The sequence below is a fragment of the Streptomyces sp. NPDC002838 genome, from assembly GCF_040295365.1.
In the GTDB taxonomy this organism is placed as follows: domain Bacteria; phylum Actinomycetota; class Actinomycetes; order Streptomycetales; family Streptomycetaceae; genus Streptomyces.
Genome location: NZ_JBEOVF010000013.1, coordinates 102,882 through 119,708 on the forward strand (window position 1 = coordinate 102,882; position 16,827 = coordinate 119,708).

Genomic DNA, 16,827 nt, shown 5'->3' on the forward strand with positions numbered 1-16,827 from the left:
CCGGGGTGATGATCGGACACCCAGAGTCATGCAGAGCACCGTGGCCCGCAGCACGAAGGCCCGGGCCCCTCTCGGGGACCCGGGCCTTCGATGTCGTACGACTGCGACCTAGTCGAGGTAGTCGCGCAGCACCTGCGAACGCGACGGGTGGCGAAGCTTCGACATGGTCTTGGACTCGATCTGGCGGATGCGCTCACGCGTGACGCCGTACACCTTGCCGATCTCGTCGAGGGTCTTCGGCTGACCGTCGGTGAGACCGAAGCGCATGGAGACGACGCCCGCCTCACGCTCGGACAGGGTGTCGAGCACGGAGTGCAGCTGCTCCTGGAGAAGCGTGAAGCTGACCGCGTCGGCCGGGACGACGGCCTCGGAGTCCTCGATGAGGTCACCGAACTCGCTGTCGCCGTCCTCGCCGAGCGGGGTGTGCAGCGAGATCGGCTCACGACCGTACTTCTGGACCTCGATGACCTTCTCAGGGGTCATGTCGAGTTCCTTGGCCAGCTCCTCCGGCGTGGGCTCGCGGCCCAGGTCCTGGAGCATCTGGCGCTGCACGCGCGCAAGCTTGTTGATGACCTCGACCATGTGCACCGGGATACGGATGGTGCGGGCCTGGTCGGCCATCGCGCGGGTGATCGCCTGACGGATCCACCAGGTGGCGTACGTGGAGAACTTGTAGCCCTTGGTGTAGTCGAACTTCTCGACCGCGCGGATCAGACCGAGGTTACCCTCCTGGATGAGGTCCAGGAACAGCATGCCGCGGCCGGTGTAGCGCTTGGCCAGGGAGACCACCAGGCGGAGGTTGGCCTCCAGCAGGTGGTTCTTGGCGCGGCGGCCGTCCTCGGCGATGATCTCCAGCTCGCGCTTGAGCTTCGGCGCCAGCTTGTCGGCGTTGGCCAGCTTGTCCTCGGCGAACAGACCGGCCTCGATGCGCTTGGCGAGCTCGACCTCCTGCTCGGCGTTGAGCAGGGGGACCTTGCCGATCTGCTTGAGGTAGTCCTTGACCGGGTCGGCGGTGGCGCCGGCGGCGGCGACCTGCTGGGCGGGCGCGTCGTCCTCGTCGTCGTCGGAGAGCACGAAACCGGCGCTCTCCGTGCCCTCGGGCTCCTCGCCGGGCTTGGCCTCCTCGAGGACCTCTTCCTCGACCAGCTCGGCGTCGTCCTTCTTCGCGGTCGTCTTCTTGGCCGCCGTCTTCTTGGCGGCGACGGTCTTCTTCGCGGCCGCCTTCTTGGCGGTCGTCTTCTTGGCGGCGGCCTTCTTGGCAGGCGCCTCGTCCTCGACGGCGGGCTCGGCGGCGGGTGCCGCCGGAGTGGCGGTGGCGGTGGCGTTCTTGGTGGTCACCGTCTTCGCCGCGACCGTCTTGGTGGCGGTGCGCTTGGCCGGACTCTTCGCTGCGACGCTCTTTCGGGTGCGCTTGGGCTCCGCGGCACTGACCATCAGCGTCACACCCTCTTCCTCGAGGATCTGGTTGAGGCTGCGCAGTACGTTCTTCCACTGAGTGGCCGGAATCTGGTCAGCTTCGAAGGCCCGACGCACGTCATCGCCGGCGATCTGCCCCTCAGCCTTTCCCCGCTCAATGAGCGCCATGACAGAGACGGACTCGGCGATCTCCGGCGGGAGCGTACGGGATGTGCTGGCCGACACGAACAACCTCTCGGAACGTTGGAAAACGGCTTCCGGCCCCGTCCACGGCGGACAGGAGCCGACCACCGGCCTGGGGGTGGGCCGACGGCGCGGGCGGGGGCCGGGAAGATGCACAGCGCCTTTTGTGGCGTCCGTATTCCCTCCGCGGCTGTCACCTCTTAGGTCATCGCGCTGCTCCCGCAAGCGTTACGCCCAATCTGCGTGGCCCGAGTCACACCCCATAATGGATCAAAAGCGATCAGGCATGGGCAAGAGGGGTCAGCTGCCGTCCCGACCTGGGCGCTCCGGCGGACCAACCACCTCATTGTGCCGTCGGACCCCGCAGGATTCCTGAGAATCCTGCGGGGTCCGACGGGGAGGCGGTTCGCCGACCGAGCGATGCCGCAGGAGGAGGACGGCATCCCCGGCCGCGCCGCCGGCGGAACGCGGTCAGTGCTCGCGCGGCGCGGGCACCCCGCGCTCCACCTCGGGATGGACGGTGAGCAGCTGGCGCATGGCCGCCTCGGCAGCCGCGCCGTCGCCGGCGGCGAGGGCGTCGACGATCCGCCCGTGGTGGGCCAGCGACGTCTCGTTCGGCCGGTCACAGCCCGTGACCGGGCCGCCGGAGACGTGGAGCGCGGCCGAGACGATCCCGGACAGGTGCTCCAGCATGCGGTTGCCCGCGACCTGGATGAGCAGGGAGTGGAACTCGGCGTCGGCGCGGGAGAACGTGAGCGCGTCGCCCTGCCCCATGGCGTGGCCCATGATGCCGACCATGTCGGCGAGCCGCTGCTGGACGTCCCCGCGCCCGTGCCCGGCGGCGAGGCGGGCTGCGAGCGGCTCGATCGTCCAGCGCAGCTCGCTCAGCTCCCGTCGCTGGTCGTCGCGCTGCGGCCCGAAGGCCCGCCACTCGATGATGTCCGGGTCGAGGAGGTTCCAGTCGCTGACGGGGCGCACGCGCGTTCCGACGTTCGGGCGGGCGCTGACCAGGCCCTTGGCCTCCAGGACGCGGAGCGATTCACGGACGACGGTGCGGGAGACCTCGAAGCGCTGGCCGATCTCCTCGGGCACCAGCGGCCGGTCGGCTCCCAGGTCACCGGAGACGATCATCTGGCCAAGCTGCTGGACGAGTTGGCCGTGCAGCCCGCGTCCGCGACTTCCGGCGGCGCGTCGGCCCACGCGGCCCAGCTCCGGGTCCGCGCCCTCCCAGGCAGGGGCTCCGACGCGGTCGGCGGCCGGCGCCTCGGCGTAGGGGTAGCGGTCGAGTTCGCCCGGGCCGGCGAGGCCAGAGTCTGCGGAACGGGCGGTGGTCATCATGGTGTGCGCAAGGGTAGTCACGGATCCTTTGTCGGCGCGGTCTCCAACTCCCTTGAGGTCTTTGGTGAAAAGCACACGAAAGGGTGATCGCTCACCCCATGGCAATTGACGCCTTATCGGAAAGAAATGGGCTTTCCCCGGGAAGTTGCGCGCAGGGCGGGAACGGAAGGGCGTGCGGCGGTCATCGGGCCCTGCTGCGCATGGTCGTGAGCAGGTATGCGCTGAGCAAGGCGGTGAGCGACAACGCCAGCGCGCCGCCCACGGGTTGGACGAGCACACGTGCCACAGCGGACAAATAGCGCTCTCCGCCGAAGGGCCACTGCAGCAGGAGCACCTCGCGCATCCGCGCGGGAAATCCGGCCGCCGTCCGCACGGACGGACCCTCCAAGACCTTTTGTACGAGGGGTACGACGAGGATCGGTACGGCGACCACCGCCGCGAGCCCGGCCGCGGTGGACCGGAAGACGCCCGCGGCCAGCACACCCGCCCAGGCGCACCCGATCACGAGCCCGGTCCAACTGGCACTCAGCGACAACCAGTCGGCGGGAACCTCCGCGAGCTCCCGTCCGTAGACGAGATAGAGCACTTCGGCGTCGCAGCCCACCGTGAGGACGGCCAGCAACAGCGCGGTGGCCGCGGCGACGACGAGTTTCGCGGCAAGCAGCCCAAGCCGACGGGGCACCGTGCCGCGGTCCGCCGCCAGGGCGGGGTGGCGGAACTCGTCTCCGAAGGCGAGCGCCCCGAGCAGTCCCGCGCCGAGCGCCGCGGGCGGCAGCGGAAGCTCCCGCGGCCACGCGGCCAGCAGACGAGGCTGCGGGGTGTGGCCGAAACCGGCCAGAAGTACGGCGGTGAGGGCGGAGGTGACGAGGACGGCGGCACCGGTGACGAACCCGGTGCCGACTCCGGCGGCGCGGCGCAGCTCGTAGCGCAGCGGGCGCAAGGGGCTGGGCGCGGAGCGGACGGAAATGGGGGGCGGGAGGGGGGCGAGCGGATCAGCGGTCTCGAGAGCTTCGACGGAGCGGGCGCGCCGCTGGGCATGAGCGTCTCCCTCGCTCGTGCCCTTGGGCGCGGACGTGGGCGTGCCGGCTTCTCCGGTCGCCTGCGACGGGACGGCTTCCCGCTCCGTGTCGCCCGCCGACTGCGTCCCTTGGCGTGCGCCTGGCGTGTCTGCCCTGTCCGAGGAGAGGGGCTCCGCAACCGGCCCCATGTCTCCGATCTCGTCGGCGAGTTGGTGGACGAGGATGCCGTGCCGGAAGGCCGTCTCGCCGACGTCGGCACATGTACTGCCGTACACGGACAGACGGTTGCCGCCCTCCCGTACGACTTCGACGGAGCGCCGGGTGGTGCGAGCCTCCTTGGTGAGCAGGGCCGCGAGGCGTACCGCGTGCGGGCTGCGGACGGCGACGCGGGGGCGCAACCGGGTGCGGGCGAACTCCGCGACCTCCTGGTCGGCGACGAGTCTGCCCTTCTCCAGCGTGACCACCCGGTCGGCGGCGCGTGCGGCCTCCTTGGGATCGGTCGTGGTGAACAGGACCGTGCCGCCCTGGTCCGCGTGCGCACGAAGCATGCCGTACAGCCACTGGCTTTCGCGGCTGGACAGCCCGTCGGCGGGATCGTCGAGCAGCAGCGTGTGCGGGTCCGGCAGCAGGGCGCAGCCCAGACCGAGGCGGCGGTCCATGCCGCGCGACAAAGTGGCGAGGCGTTCGTCGCGCAGGCTGACGAGGCCGACCACCTCCAGTACCTCGTCGGCACGCCGGACCGGGACACCAGCCGCGGCGCACAGCATGCGCAGATGGCCGCGGACGGTGCGGGCGGGATGCCCCGGCACGTCACCCAGGAGCACGCCGACCTCTCGCGAGGGCTGCGCGATGCGGTGCAAGGGGCGGCCTCTGAAGTAGGTGATGCCCCGGCCCTGTTGAAGTTCGAGCATCAGCCTCAGCGCCGTCGTCTTTCCCGCGCCCTGTGCTCCGAGGAGCACGGTGACACGGCCTGCGTGCGCTTCGAAGGACACGTCGTCGACGGCGGGCGGAAGGTCCTTGCGGGAGTTGCTGGTCAGTCCGAAGGCCTGGATCACCCACAGCAAGATAGCGTGCTATGTCCGGTTTTTCCGGTACCGCAAGGCTCGCATCGCAGCAGTCGAGCGCTGCGGTCGGATCCCTGTTCGTTGTTCGGAGCGCGGGGCGGTTCGCGGTTCGGCCGCGAGTCGTTCGGGCGTCCCCGCGCGTCTTCCGGTGTCACACCTCGGGGCGCAGCATCGGTGGGTTGAGCAGGGTGGCGCCGCCGGCCCTGAAGAGTTGGGCCGGGCGGCCGCCCTGGCGGGTGGTCGTACCACCGGTGGGGACCAGGAAGCCCGGGGTGCCCGTGACCTTGCGGTGGAAGTTGCGCGGGTCGAGCGCCACGCCCCACACCGCCTCGTAGACGCGGCGCAGCTCGCCGACGGTGAACTCGGGCGGGCAGAACGCCGTGGCCAGCGACGAATACTCGATCTTGGAGCGGGCGCGTTCCACGCCGTCCGCCAGGATCTGTGCGTGGTCGAAGGCGAGCGGCGCGACCGGTTCGCCGTCGCGGCCGTAACCGCCCTGCTGCAACAACTCGTCCACGGGTGCCCAGCGTACGTTGCTGGCGTCGCCACCCGCCCGGGGAGCGGGCAGGTCGGGGGCGAGAGCGAGGTGGGCGACGCTGACCACGCGCATCCGGGGATCACGCTTGGGGTCGCCATAGGTCGCGAGCTGTTCCAGGTGGGCACCGTTGTCCTGGGCGGGGACGGCCGGGTCGTGGGCACGCAGTCCGGTCTCCTCGGCCAGCTCACGTGCCGCGGCCTGCGCCAGATCCTCGTCGGCCCGTACAAAGCCCCCGGGCAGCGCCCAGCGCCCCTGGAACGGCGGCTCGCCCCTGCGCACCGCCAGCGCACACAAGGCATGGCGGCGCACGGTCAGCACGACCAGGTCCACGGTCACGGCGAAGGGCGGAAAGGCTGACGGGTCGTAGGGCATGCGGCGATCATAGTCGTCTGCTTGACGATAAACACTCCCTTCGTCGACTGCGTCGGCAGCTGATCCACTTCGCTCCGGCCGGAGTTCACAGCCGGCGGCCCGCCTCCGTTCGGTGCCGTGTCATACGAGGTCAAACTCCCAGTTGGAGCCCGTCGGCCGCCTCCTCGACCATGGCGAGGCCGAGTCGGCTGACCCGCACGGAGAACGGGGTGCCCGCGACCCGCAGCCCGGTCAGGCCGATCTCCCCCAGAGGTGCGCTGCGCATCGGGCGCAGCGTGACCGTCCCGGCCGGGGCGTCGGGGCGGATTCCCGCGAGGGTGGTCAGCAGCAGGACGCCGGCGGCCGCCGCCGTGGCCGAGGGCCGACAGGCCGCCGGATGGGGCAGCGGGGCGCTTCCGTCGGTGCGCTGCTCCCCCGCGTACATCTCGGGGAGCCGGTGGCCGAAGCTCTCGGACGCCGCCAGTACGCCCCGCAGCAGCGAGCTGGCCTCCTTCTCGTACCCCGCGGCGGACAGGCCGGCGACGGCGACCGCCGTCTCCTGGACCCGTACGGCACCGGCGCGGTGGCCGAACGGGTTGTATCCCGCCTCCTTGGCGCCCAGCCCGCGCAGGCCCCACCCGGAGTCCATGGCCGGGCTTCCGAGCAACCTGGCGAGTTGTTCCGTCTGCACCCGGTCGAGCAGCCCGGGTGCCTGCTCGCCCGCGCCCAGCAGCCCGGTGTCGAGCAGATGGACGTCGGTGGCGGCAAGCTGCGGCAAGAGGCGCCCGTCCGGGGCCCGGGCGGCCGCCGGCCGGCCTCCGCAGCGGTCCTCGACCCAGAAGTCCTCGCGGAACGCCGTCCGCAGCTCCCGGGCCCACTGCCGCAGCCCGGTGCCGCCCGGCCTCCCGAACGCGTCGAGCAGGTCGGCGCCGAGCAGCGCGGCCCGGTGGGCATACGCCTGGGTCTCGCAGCGGACGGGTCCGCCGGGCTGCGGGTCGCACAGGTACGGCCCCTCGCCCACGGTCGTCCGCAACCAGGTCAGACACCGCTCGGCCGCCGGCAGCAACTCCTCCGTCTCGTGCTCCGGGAGGCCCCATCGGCGGGCCTCCGCGAGGAGCACGGGGAAGAGCAGGGTTGCCTCCGTGCCGGTACAACCGGGTGGCAGATGCGGCCCCGCGTCCCGTCGGGGACCGGGGATCATGCCGGACCGCGGGCCCGGGCCCTGGACTTGCGTACGAGCGAGGGTGCGCAGTGTGCCCACCGCGAGCCTGGTTCCGAGAACCAGCGTCATCCGGGCCGCGACGAGCGCCTCGGCCGGTGCCATGCCGCAGCGCCAGGGCGCTCCCGCCGCGAGGTGGGTGTCGGCGGGGTGCCCCGGGTCACGCAGCAACAGGGCCTGGAGGTCCTCGATGCCGGTGTGCAACAGCGCCCCGACTCCGGGATGGTCGCCCGTAGCCCGTGCCGACGCCAGGGGGTTCGTCGCCGCACGCCCCACGGCCCGGACGGGTCCCGCGCCGTCCGACCGTACCCGCAGCTCCACGCTCGCCGTGCCGCCTGGAAGCAGTTCGAACTCCCAGCGCAGCAGTCCAGCGGAGGCCAGTGCGTCGGCGGGCGGCGGGTCGGCCGTGACCGACGCGCTTCCCCCGGCGCAAGTCCAGCGCAGGCCGGAGTCGTGGACGCTGGCGGACAGTTCGGGTCCCGCGCGGCCCGACGCGATCGCGCCCAGGTCGGCCAGGTCCGTGGCGAGTGCCACCTCCACCGGCAGGCGCAGCGGGCGGGGGGCCGCGCTGTGCAGCGTGATGCGTTCCGTGCCGTCCGCGTGACGCGTGCGTTCGACCACGACGTCCGGGTCCGGGCCCGAGCCTGGGGAGGCGCGCAGCGTTCCCACGAAGCGGGCTCGGTCCGCCGCGGTCGTCCGGGCCTGCACGGCGACCGGTTCGCGTCCGGCGACGCGGACCTGGCAGCGGGAGAGCACACGTCGACCCGCGCGGTAGAACCCCTCCAAGCCGTGACCTGTCAGCTGCCCCTGCTCCGAGGAGATGGCGAGGCCGGGCAGCGCGACACAGATGAGTGCGGCGTGGACCGGCGGCAGGTCGGCCGAGCTGCGGGACGCCGGGGGCGGGATCGACGGCAGGTGGCCCGGCGAGGCGGATGGCGGCCGACGGGAGAGTTCGGTGACCAGGGACGGGGGACGGTCCTGGGCTGTCGGCGGTGCGGTGCTGGACCGCTGGCCCGTGGGCAGGGCCGGACTCTGCCCCGTGGGCGCGGACGGATGCCGGCCGGGAGGAGTGGGCCGGTCCGGATTCCGCCCCGGAGCCCGGCGGGGGTCGTACTCCATCGTCCGCGCGGTCCGGTCGGCGCCGCTCGTGAGCCTCGGCTCGTACGGTTTCTTCGTGCTCAACATCGGTGTCGGCTTCGTGCTCGGCACCTGTGTCGGCGCGCTGGTGCCTCTCCTCCAGGACAGCGCGGGTCTGTCGAGCGCAGGGCTGTCGTCGTCGGCGGCGGAGGGCGGAGTCGGCTGGTACAAGGGGCGGCTTCCTCTGCGCTCTGTGGGCCTCGGGCGTGGTCGGCGCCGGGTGCGGGACTCCTGAGGGACAAGGGCGGTACGGCGGCACGGCCCGTCCAGACGTTCCGCCACTCAGGTGAACGGGGCGGACCTCTTCGGGGTCACGCCCACGGCCGCGGAAGCCGACCGCAGGGCGGCGGGGCAGAGAGTGCGGCAGCCACATCCGCCGACGGGCCGCCCGACCGCGCTCGATCAAGCCGGACACCCATCGAACAACCTCCCGACCGTGCCGGGTCACGCCCCACCACCCCCGGCCATGCCCGCTTCCCGACGGAACCGACCACGCCTCACACGCGCCTCGCGCATCCCTACGGCACCCGACCACGCTTCACACCCGCCTTCGCATCCCCCAACGGCACGTGACCGCCCGTCCTCGGGCAGGTACTCATGCCTCTCCCTCGGTGGCGTCACCTCCCGGCCGCGCCGCACCCGGGCAGGAACCGCGCCGACGTGCGTCGGCCTTGCTCGAAGGACGTGGCCGCCCGCCTTCCGCCCCCGAGGGGCGAGGACGCGTGCCGCCGGCCCTCGTAGCTCCAGGACGCGTCCCGGCCGCCGGACGGGTACGCGCGTGGGATTCGTCTGCCCCCGACGGTCGTCCTCCCGGTTCCACGGAGCGAGGGCGGCCGTCCGGACCGCCACTTGAACGTGTCCGTCGGCGGCGCCGGGGCGTTTCGGGTGCGGATACCGGATGGTCTCCACCGGCACCGGCACCGGCCTCATCCTGCTGTGTCCGCGCTCCGGCTTCCTGCCGCGTCGACGCCGCTGCTTCCGCCTGCCTCGATGCGGCGGCCTCTGGCTCGTCGACCTCCCGGCCCTCGCCCGCCGGTCCGGCACCCGCCGTCCCCGAACGACCGGCCCGCTGCTCGCGTTCCGCGCGCAGGCAGCGGCGGATCGACTCCGGGTCCAGGCCCTCGTTGCAGGCCTGGTGCAGGAGGCGGGCGAAGAGGTAGTCAGGATCCGCGCCCAGGGCCATGGCGAGAGCCTCTCGGGCCTCGATTTCGTCACCGGACGACCATGCGACCCAGCCGACGAGGGTGAGGGGAGCCGCCGCGTGTTCGCTGTACGGCCCGACGCAACGGCGGGCCAAGGCCCGCCACAGACGCAGAGCCGGGCCGGCCTCGTCGGCCTCCATCCATTCGGCCGCGCGGTCACGGGTCGAGCGGTCCTGCAGGGCGAGGATCAGCGTGGCCGCCTCTTCGTGTTCGAGCAGTTCGTCGTCACTCAGATCCGCCTGGAGGGCGCCGGAGACGGGCGGTGCTTCGGCGAACCGCGTCATGACCCGCCCGGCGAGCTCCATGGCCTCCTCGGCCACGCCCACCCGACCCGAGGCGTCGAGCATCCTGGGGACCTGCGCCATGCTGGTGGTGTCCAGGACGATCTCCTGCTCCAGCGCGGCGGCGGTCTCCCAGGGCAGCAGCCTGGCCCGCAACTCGCGCAGTGTGCCACGCACCTGGAGCCCGGCGTAGGTCGCAGCGGCAGCCAACACGGACGTACCGGGCAGACCCATCGGCAGTCCGTCGGGGGGACAACAGCCCTCGCTCGGGCAACAGTACGACCAGAAGCGGCTGTCGGAGATACAGAGCGCCTCGATCACGGGCACGTCGAGCCGACCGCACTCCGTGCGCAGCAACCCGGCAAGCTGGGCCAGCCGTTGCATGACCTGCTGCCCCGTCTCGCCCTTGGCCGGCTCCTGGCAGACGTAGGCGACGATCTGCTCGGGCTTGGCGCCCCTCCGCTCGCTGCCCGTGATCAAGCCGTGGGCCAACTGTCGGGCCGCGGAGGCCCAGTCGTCCTCGTTCGTCGGAATGCCGAGCCGGGCCCGGCCGCCGAACCGGCCTCGCCCGCCCCGGTCGTGGAGAGCGACCAGGACGATGCTGTCCTCGGGGCGATACCCGAGCAGGTACGGCAGGGCGTCGGCCAGTTCGGCCGGCGTGCGCAGGGTGACCTGGTGCTCGCCTCCGTGGGCGTCGTATGTCACGCGCTCGACGTGCTCGGCGGCGACACCGGGACGTCCGCTTCCAGAGCCGGAGCCATCGTGCGCCTCGTATCCGTCTCGTCCGCCGATGTCGCCGTTCTCGGAGGATCCAGTCGTTTCGCTGTGATTCGTCATGCGCCGACGATCTCGCGGATCACGAAGTTCCGCTTCGGCCTGTGGATAAGTCCGATCAGGGACACGTCAGTATGCCCGGCCCTCGTGCGGCGCACGGACTGGGCAAGTCCGCGGTGTACTTCGTGCCGACCGCTCTGCTCCGCAAGCGTGGAGCGGGGCCGACCATGATCGTCTCCCCGCTGCTCTCGCTCATGCGCAACGCCGGACCGTCGACTGGGAGACATCCAGGCCGAGGTAGCGGGGGAGCTCGTGTCGGTCCCGGCAGCCTGCGGTCGCGTTCCGCCGAGCTCGGTCGCCGCGTCCAGCACTGGCGGACTCTCGGTACGCGACGGGAAACCGGCAAGGAGATCCGGATCTTCGGCCTGCAGGTGTGGACGGCGAGGCGTTACCGGGACACGGTGCTCGATCGTCTGGATGAGTGGTCGCGGCAGGAGGAGTCACGCCGGTGATCGTCGAATCGACTTCCTGGCGCGCGCCCCACCACCACAGAGGCAACGAGTGCGGTCGCACCCACGGGTCGGGGAAGCTCAGCCGGCCGCGGCGAGGACCAACGGGAGAACCTGTTCGCCGCCCGCCTGGCGAAGCAGGCGGGCGGCGACGGCGAGGGTCCACCCGGAGTCGGTGTAGTCGTCCACGAGCAGGACGGGGCCTGCAGAGCGCGCCAGGGCACTGGCCAGCTCCTCAGAGACGGTGAAGGCGCCGGACAGCGCCCTGAGGCGTTGGGCGGAGTTGCTGCGACGTGCCGCGTGCGCACCGCTCGGCCCGGTGTACGTCAGGGTGCCCAGAAGAGGGAGGCGGCCGATGGTCGCAATCCCGTGGGCGAGGGAACCGACCAGCTGCGGGCGGGTCAGGGACGGTACGGCGACGACTCCCACCGGCCGGGCAGAGGCATCCGGGACATTCGCCGCCCAACCGCCCGGAGAGCGCGCCCAGTCGGCGAGGACTGCCACCGCGGCCCGCAGGACCTCGTCCGGGACCGGACCGTCGGGCGCGTTCTCGGCCAGCAGCGGGCGCAGCCGGTTGCCCCAGCCGATGTCCGAGAGCCGCCCCAGAGCACGCCCGGTGGAGCACTGCTCCTTGGCCGGGATACGGCCCTTGAGCTCGATGCCCAGTGCGGGCATCCCCGTCGGCCACATCCGGCGCGGTTCAACCTCCACCCCCGGGCGATCCAGTTCCTTGGCCGCCCCGGTCAACGTCTCCGCCGAAACAGCGGAATCGGCCCAGGCGCCCGCGCAGTTGTCACAACGGCCGCACTCGGTCGCCCCCTCGTCGTCCAGTTGTCGGCGCAGGAACTCCATCCGGCACTGGGAGGTGCTCACGTAATCGCGCATGGCCTGCTGCTCGGCCGCGCGCTGCCGCGCCACCCATGCATAGCGCTCGGCCTCATACACCCAGTCGGCGCCTGTGGCCGTCCAGCCGCCCTTCACCCGCTTGACCGCCCCGTCGACATCCAGCACCTTCAGCATCGTCTCCAGCCGGCTGCGGCGAAGATCCACCGCCGCCTCCAGGGCCGGCACCGACAGCGGCCGTCCCGCACCGGCCAGGGCCGAGAGGGTCTGGCGGACCTGCGCCTCGGGCGGGAAGGCGGTGTCCGCGAAGTAGCGCCAGATGGCCTCGTCCTCCTTGCCCGGCAGCAGCAGCACATCGGCGTGGGCCACACCGCGACCCGCACGCCCCACCTGCTGGTAGTAGGCGATCGGCGAGGACGGCGAGCCCAGGTGCACCACGAATCCCAGGTCCGGCTTGTCGAAGCCCATCCCGAGCGCCGAGGTCGCGACCAGCGCCTTGACCCGGTTCTCCAGCAGGTCGACCTCGGCCTGCAGCCGGTCGGCGTTCTCCGTGCGCCCCGTGTAGGAGGCCACCCGGAAGCCGCGCTGCCGCAGGAAGGCGGTGGCCTCCTCGGCCGCGGCCACCGTCAGCGTGTAGATGATCCCGGAGCCCGGCAGCTCGTCCAGGTGCTCGGCGAGCCAGGCCATGCGGTGCGCGGCGTCCGGCAACTGGACGACACCCAGCCGCAGGCTCTCCCTCTCGAGCGGGCCGCGCAGCACCAGAGCCTCACCGGCACCGGTACCCAACTGCTCGGCCACATCCGCAGTGACCCGCGCGTTGGCGGTCGCGGTGGTGGCGAGCACCGGCACGCCGGGGGCGAGCTCGGCGAGCATCGCCCGCAACCGGCGGTAGTCCGGCCGGAAGTCATGGCCCCAGTCGGAGATGCAGTGCGCCTCGTCTACCACCAGCAGACCGGTCGTGGCCGCGAGCTTGGGCAGCATCTGCTCGCGAAAATCCACAGAATTAAGGCGTTCCGGACTTACGAGGAGAACGTCGGTCTCACCGCGCTCGACCTCCTCGTAAATGGCGTCCCACTCCTCCGGATTGGCCGAGTTGATGGTGCGCGCCCGGATGCCGGCCCGCGCCGCCGACTCGACCTGGTTGCGCATCAGCGCCAGCAACGGCGACACGATCACCGTCGGGCCGGATCCACGACGGCGCAGCAGAGCGGTGGCGACGAAGTACACCGCCGACTTGCCCCAGCCGGTGCGCTGCACCACCAAGGCCCGCCGACGCTCCTCCACCAGAGCCGCCACCGCCTGCCACTGATCCTCCCGCAGCCGGGCGGAACCCCCCGGGTCACCGACGAGCTCAGCGAGGATGACATCGGCTTCGGTGCGGAGCTCCAGATCGTCCATGCCCCCCATGCAACCCGACGGCACCGACAATCGGCCACTTCACCCAGCGTGACAATCAGCTCACAAATGGTCCACCGCTTGCCGACGACATGACGCCCACGCACGGAACAGACCGGCGACGGCGTACGCACGTGTCCTGCTCGAACGTCCCATGCGTCGCCTCCTGACCACCGGGTAGGGATATAAGACATCAACCGTCCGATAAGGGTCGGTAGGCCCAATTGCTCGTTGCCGCAACCAAGTTCGACAGGAAGAATTGAAGTCCGCTCCCCGCACGGCTCACCGTGGTCCGGTAGGGCTCCGCTGCGGTGTGCGCTCCCCCGAATCCGACCCCGCCCGCAGTGTGGGCGCGTAGCCGAAGGGAGGACCGTGACCTTCGGATTCGCTCCGTCCTCCGCGGCGTCGACGTCGTCGCCCGCCGATCTGTCCGCCGCATCCGCCAATCCTCTGTCCCGCATGCTCGAACCCGCGGAGTGGGCCGCCGCCGGAATCCCTCTGCTGCGCAATCCCCGCGAGGTCGTCAGCGGGCTGCACTCACGGCACCGTCCCCAGCCGGCGACCGCGATCGTGGCGGTCCTCGACCCCGACGAGCGGCTGCGGGCGAGCGCCTCGTTCACACGCCGCCCGGCGCCGGCGGACGGCTGGATGTTCCGCAACGTGCTGCTCGCGCAGCTGCGCCGAGTGATCCCGCACGACCTGCGGCGCCGCACACCGGTGCGCACCGCCGTGCTGCTCTACTGCCGCGAGGGCGACGCGCGTTGGACGGAGGAGGACGGCGCATGGATGTGGGGACTGCGTGATGCCTGCACTCTGCACGGGCTGCGCTGCGGGGCGTACATCACACTGACGCGGGACGGCTGGCAGGTCCTGGGCGAGGGTCGCGGCGGACGCCGTCCGAACGCGGATTCCGCGCCGGAGCCTTTCGCCCTGTCCGAGGCCCCGCCCCCGCCTCCGCGCACGGGCGGAGCCGTCTCAGACGTCCTGCGCCGCGCGGCGGCTCGCTGACACCGAGCGTGTTCGAGCGCCGGCCGTGCGCCGCGCCGTTCGCCCGACACCGTCATGCGGTGCGTGACGCACGTCCGAGGTTCTACGACTGACCACACGGCGGCCGAGCGCGCTCCTGGGAACTGCCAAGCCATGCGCACGCACACTGCCACCCCGGCTCCGCGCCCGAAGCGCCGCCGTCTGGACGCGCGCACGCCGGAACGTCCGCCGTGCAGGTGCCGCCACGGCGGCACCTCTCGTCACCCCGGTGTCCCCAGGACGTGCCGGACGCGGCTCAGACGCCGGCGCCGAGCACCGAGTTGATCTGCTGCGGGTCACCGCAGACGATCAACAGGGCACCGGCCCGGGCATGTGCCAACGGCAGGGCGTCGGCGGCAGCCGCGTCGGGACCGCCGTTGACGGCGACCACGACCACGGGACGGGACGCCGCACGGGACGCCACGGCGGCGTCCGCGTAGAAGACGTCGTCGCCCGCGTCGTGCTGCGCCCAGTAGGAGGCTTCGCCGAAGGACAGTTCGTGGGCGGCCCACGGGTGCTGTTCGCCGGTGGTGATCACCAGCACGTCCCCGGGGGCGCGGCCCGAGTCCAACAGCAGGTCGACGGCTTCTTCGGCAGCATCCAGCGCACCCTCGGCGGAGGCCGGGATCAGCTGGATCTGCGGGCTCGCCGCAGCCGGAGCGGGGGCGACAGGGGCGGCCGGGCCCGACGGTTCGGGCTTGGCCACGGCCACGTCACGCGGCGTACGTTGCACCGGCGGCGCGGGCCGCAGAGGGCCGGGGCGACCGGGGCGCGGGTGAGCCGCAGGGCGGGGGCCTGGTACGGGACGGGGGGTCGGCGCGGTACGGCCGCTGGCCGGAGTGGCGCGGGGACCCTGGGCACTCTCGTGAATCTGAGGCTCCTCGGGAATGAGAGGCATGAGCTGATATTTATCAAACGTTGGTACGGCTCGCGTCGGCGGGTGGCACATGAGTGCGAGCGGAATCGTCAGAAATCGAAGCCGAGCTGACCCTCGATCTCCGGAACGCTTCCGTCCGCCCAGCTGCGGGCCTTCTTGAGGTGCCGCCACTGGGGCAGCGCATCAAGATACGCCCACGACAACCGGTGGTACGGGGTGGGTCCCCGCTCCGCCAGTGCGGCCTTGTGCACGGGCGACGGATACCCGGCGTTGGCCGCAAAATCGAAGTCTGCATGGTCGATACCCAGTTCGGCCATCATTTTGTCGCGCTGAACCTTGGCAATCACGGAGGCCGCCGCGACGGCCACGCACGACTGGTCGCCCTTGATCACCGTGCGGACCTTCCAGGGCGTCCCGAGATAGTCGTGCTTCCCGTCGAGGATCACCGCGTCGGGACAGACGGGCAGGGCCTCCAGGGCACGCACCGCCGCGATCCGCAGGGCGGCCGTCATCCCCATCTCGTCGATCTCCTCCGCAGAGGCGTGCCCCAGGGCGTAGGACGTCACCCACGTCCGCAGCGCTTCGGCGAGCGCGGTGCGCCGCTTGACGGTTAGCAGCTTGGAGTCGGTCAGGCCCTCAGGGGGCCGGCGCAGTCCGGTGATCGCCGCGCAGACGGTGACGGGGCCGGCCCAAGCGCCGCGCCCCACCTCGTCGACACCGGCAATGATCTTCGCTCCGGTCGTGGCGCGAAGGGAGCGCTCGACGGTGTGAGTAGGCGGTTCGTACGGCATGGCGCCCTTAGCGTACGCCGACCGGATCACTCTCCGACACCCCGGTTCCCCGAACGGCTGCACGGGCTCCGCCCACCTCGATCACCCCTTGGCAGACCGCAGCAGCGGAAGCATCAACTGGTCGATCATCTCCTCGAGATCCCGATCATCCCATTCGCTCGCGCACAGCTTGGAGCGGTACATCATCATCGCCGGAATGGCGTCCAAGACGTAGCCGTTGGCGGCATCGGGTCGCACCTCTCCCCTCTCGATTCCACGGGTGACGACCTCACGGAGCAGTTTGATGGTCGGCTCGACGACTCCTTCGAAGATCACGCCATGGAAGCGTTCCGCCTGAGCTGGATCGCATTCGTGAATCACCGCGCGGAGCGCGAAACCAGGGCGGGAAAACATCCCCTCACGCGTCCGCCGACACAGCTCGAGCAGGTCTTCGCGCACGCTGCCGAGGTCGGGCGCCTCCTCGATGGGCGGAAGCCCGGCCTGCAGCGCGTCCGCGACGAGGTCCTCCTTGGACGGCCAGCGACGGTAGACCGCAGCCTTGCCCGTCTGGGCGCCCGCCGCGACACCCTCCATCGTGAGGCCGTTCCAGCCGACCGTACTCAGCTGATCCAGAGCGGCATCGAGGATCGCGCGTTCGAGTACGGCGCCACGTCGACGGAGGGAGGCCGGAGCGGGGGCGGCCGTCCAGTGCGAGGTAACCATCTGAGCGTCTCCAGCAAAGGGGGAAGCGGGGATTCCGGGGACAGAGCGCACGCCGGGCGGCAACAACGGGGGACGTATCGACCGGCGACAAGTTGAGTGAACGATTGCGTTCACTACGAGGGACTCACTACCGTTGACGCGACAGTGAACGCAATCGTTCAC

The 16,827-nt window shown here is 71.4% G+C and carries 12 protein-coding genes; 2 read left to right on the forward strand and 10 right to left on the reverse strand.

Going from position 1 to position 16,827, the window contains the following annotated elements:
- Positions 1-108: 108 nt before the first annotated feature.
- From ABT063_RS19060 to ABT063_RS19080, 5 genes are all read right to left on the reverse strand, one after another.
- The gene (locus ABT063_RS19060) at positions 109-1,641 is read right to left on the reverse strand and encodes an RNA polymerase sigma factor (RefSeq protein WP_351058515.1); all 1,533 of its coding nucleotides are present in this window, start codon (positions 1,639-1,641) and stop codon (positions 109-111) included.
- 429 nt (positions 1,642-2,070) lie between these two features.
- A complete protein-coding gene (locus ABT063_RS19065) occupies positions 2,071-2,958 on the reverse strand; it encodes a FadR/GntR family transcriptional regulator (protein ID WP_351058516.1) in 888 nt (295 codons plus the stop codon).
- 160 nt (positions 2,959-3,118) lie between these two features.
- Entirely contained in the window at positions 3,119-5,011 is a 1,893-nt protein-coding gene (locus ABT063_RS19070; RefSeq protein ID WP_351058517.1) for an ATP-binding cassette domain-containing protein, read from the reverse strand.
- Positions 5,012-5,171: 160 nt separating this feature from the next.
- The gene (locus ABT063_RS19075; protein WP_351058518.1) at positions 5,172-5,930 is read right to left on the reverse strand and encodes an NUDIX hydrolase; all 759 of its coding nucleotides are present in this window, start codon (positions 5,928-5,930) and stop codon (positions 5,172-5,174) included.
- A gap of 130 nt (positions 5,931-6,060) precedes the next feature.
- Positions 6,061-8,247 (reverse strand): glycogen debranching N-terminal domain-containing protein, encoded by a 2,187-nt coding sequence (locus ABT063_RS19080; RefSeq protein WP_502990844.1) that lies wholly within the window; start codon positions 8,245-8,247, stop codon positions 6,061-6,063.
- A gap of 55 nt (positions 8,248-8,302) precedes the next feature.
- Between ABT063_RS19080 and ABT063_RS19085 the strand changes: the two genes are divergently transcribed.
- Positions 8,303-8,500, forward strand: a complete 198-nt coding sequence (locus ABT063_RS19085) for a hypothetical protein (RefSeq protein ID WP_351058520.1) — start codon at positions 8,303-8,305, stop codon at positions 8,498-8,500.
- Positions 8,501-8,860: 360 nt separating this feature from the next.
- Here the strand turns inward: ABT063_RS19085 and ABT063_RS19090 are convergent, their stop codons facing one another.
- Positions 8,861-10,585: a DUF4192 domain-containing protein gene (locus tag ABT063_RS19090; protein WP_351058521.1), complete on the reverse strand. Its 1,725-nt coding sequence runs from the start codon at positions 10,583-10,585 to the stop codon at positions 8,861-8,863.
- 527 nt (positions 10,586-11,112) lie between these two features.
- Entirely contained in the window at positions 11,113-13,272 is a 2,160-nt protein-coding gene (locus tag ABT063_RS19095) for a RecQ family ATP-dependent DNA helicase (protein WP_351058522.1), read from the reverse strand.
- Positions 13,273-13,641: 369 nt separating this feature from the next.
- On the opposite strand from ABT063_RS19095, the gene ABT063_RS19100 reads away from it, so the two are divergent.
- Entirely contained in the window at positions 13,642-14,277 is a 636-nt protein-coding gene (locus ABT063_RS19100) for a hypothetical protein (protein ID WP_351058523.1), read from the forward strand.
- A gap of 274 nt (positions 14,278-14,551) precedes the next feature.
- Here ABT063_RS19100 and ABT063_RS19105 read toward each other — a convergent pair whose 3' ends face one another.
- From ABT063_RS19105 to ABT063_RS19115, 3 genes are all read right to left on the reverse strand, one after another.
- Positions 14,552-15,193 carry a hypothetical protein gene (locus ABT063_RS19105; RefSeq protein WP_351058524.1) on the reverse strand — a complete coding sequence of 214 codons (642 nt, stop codon included), beginning with the start codon at positions 15,191-15,193 and terminating at the stop codon, positions 14,552-14,554.
- 68 nt (positions 15,194-15,261) lie between these two features.
- On the reverse strand, positions 15,262-15,963 hold the full coding sequence (gene rnhB, locus ABT063_RS19110; protein ID WP_351058525.1) for a ribonuclease HII: 702 nt from the start codon (positions 15,961-15,963) through the stop codon (positions 15,262-15,264).
- Positions 15,964-16,044: 81 nt separating this feature from the next.
- Positions 16,045-16,665, reverse strand: a complete 621-nt coding sequence (locus ABT063_RS19115; RefSeq protein ID WP_351058526.1) for a TetR/AcrR family transcriptional regulator — start codon at positions 16,663-16,665, stop codon at positions 16,045-16,047.
- Positions 16,666-16,827 lie beyond the last annotated feature (162 nt).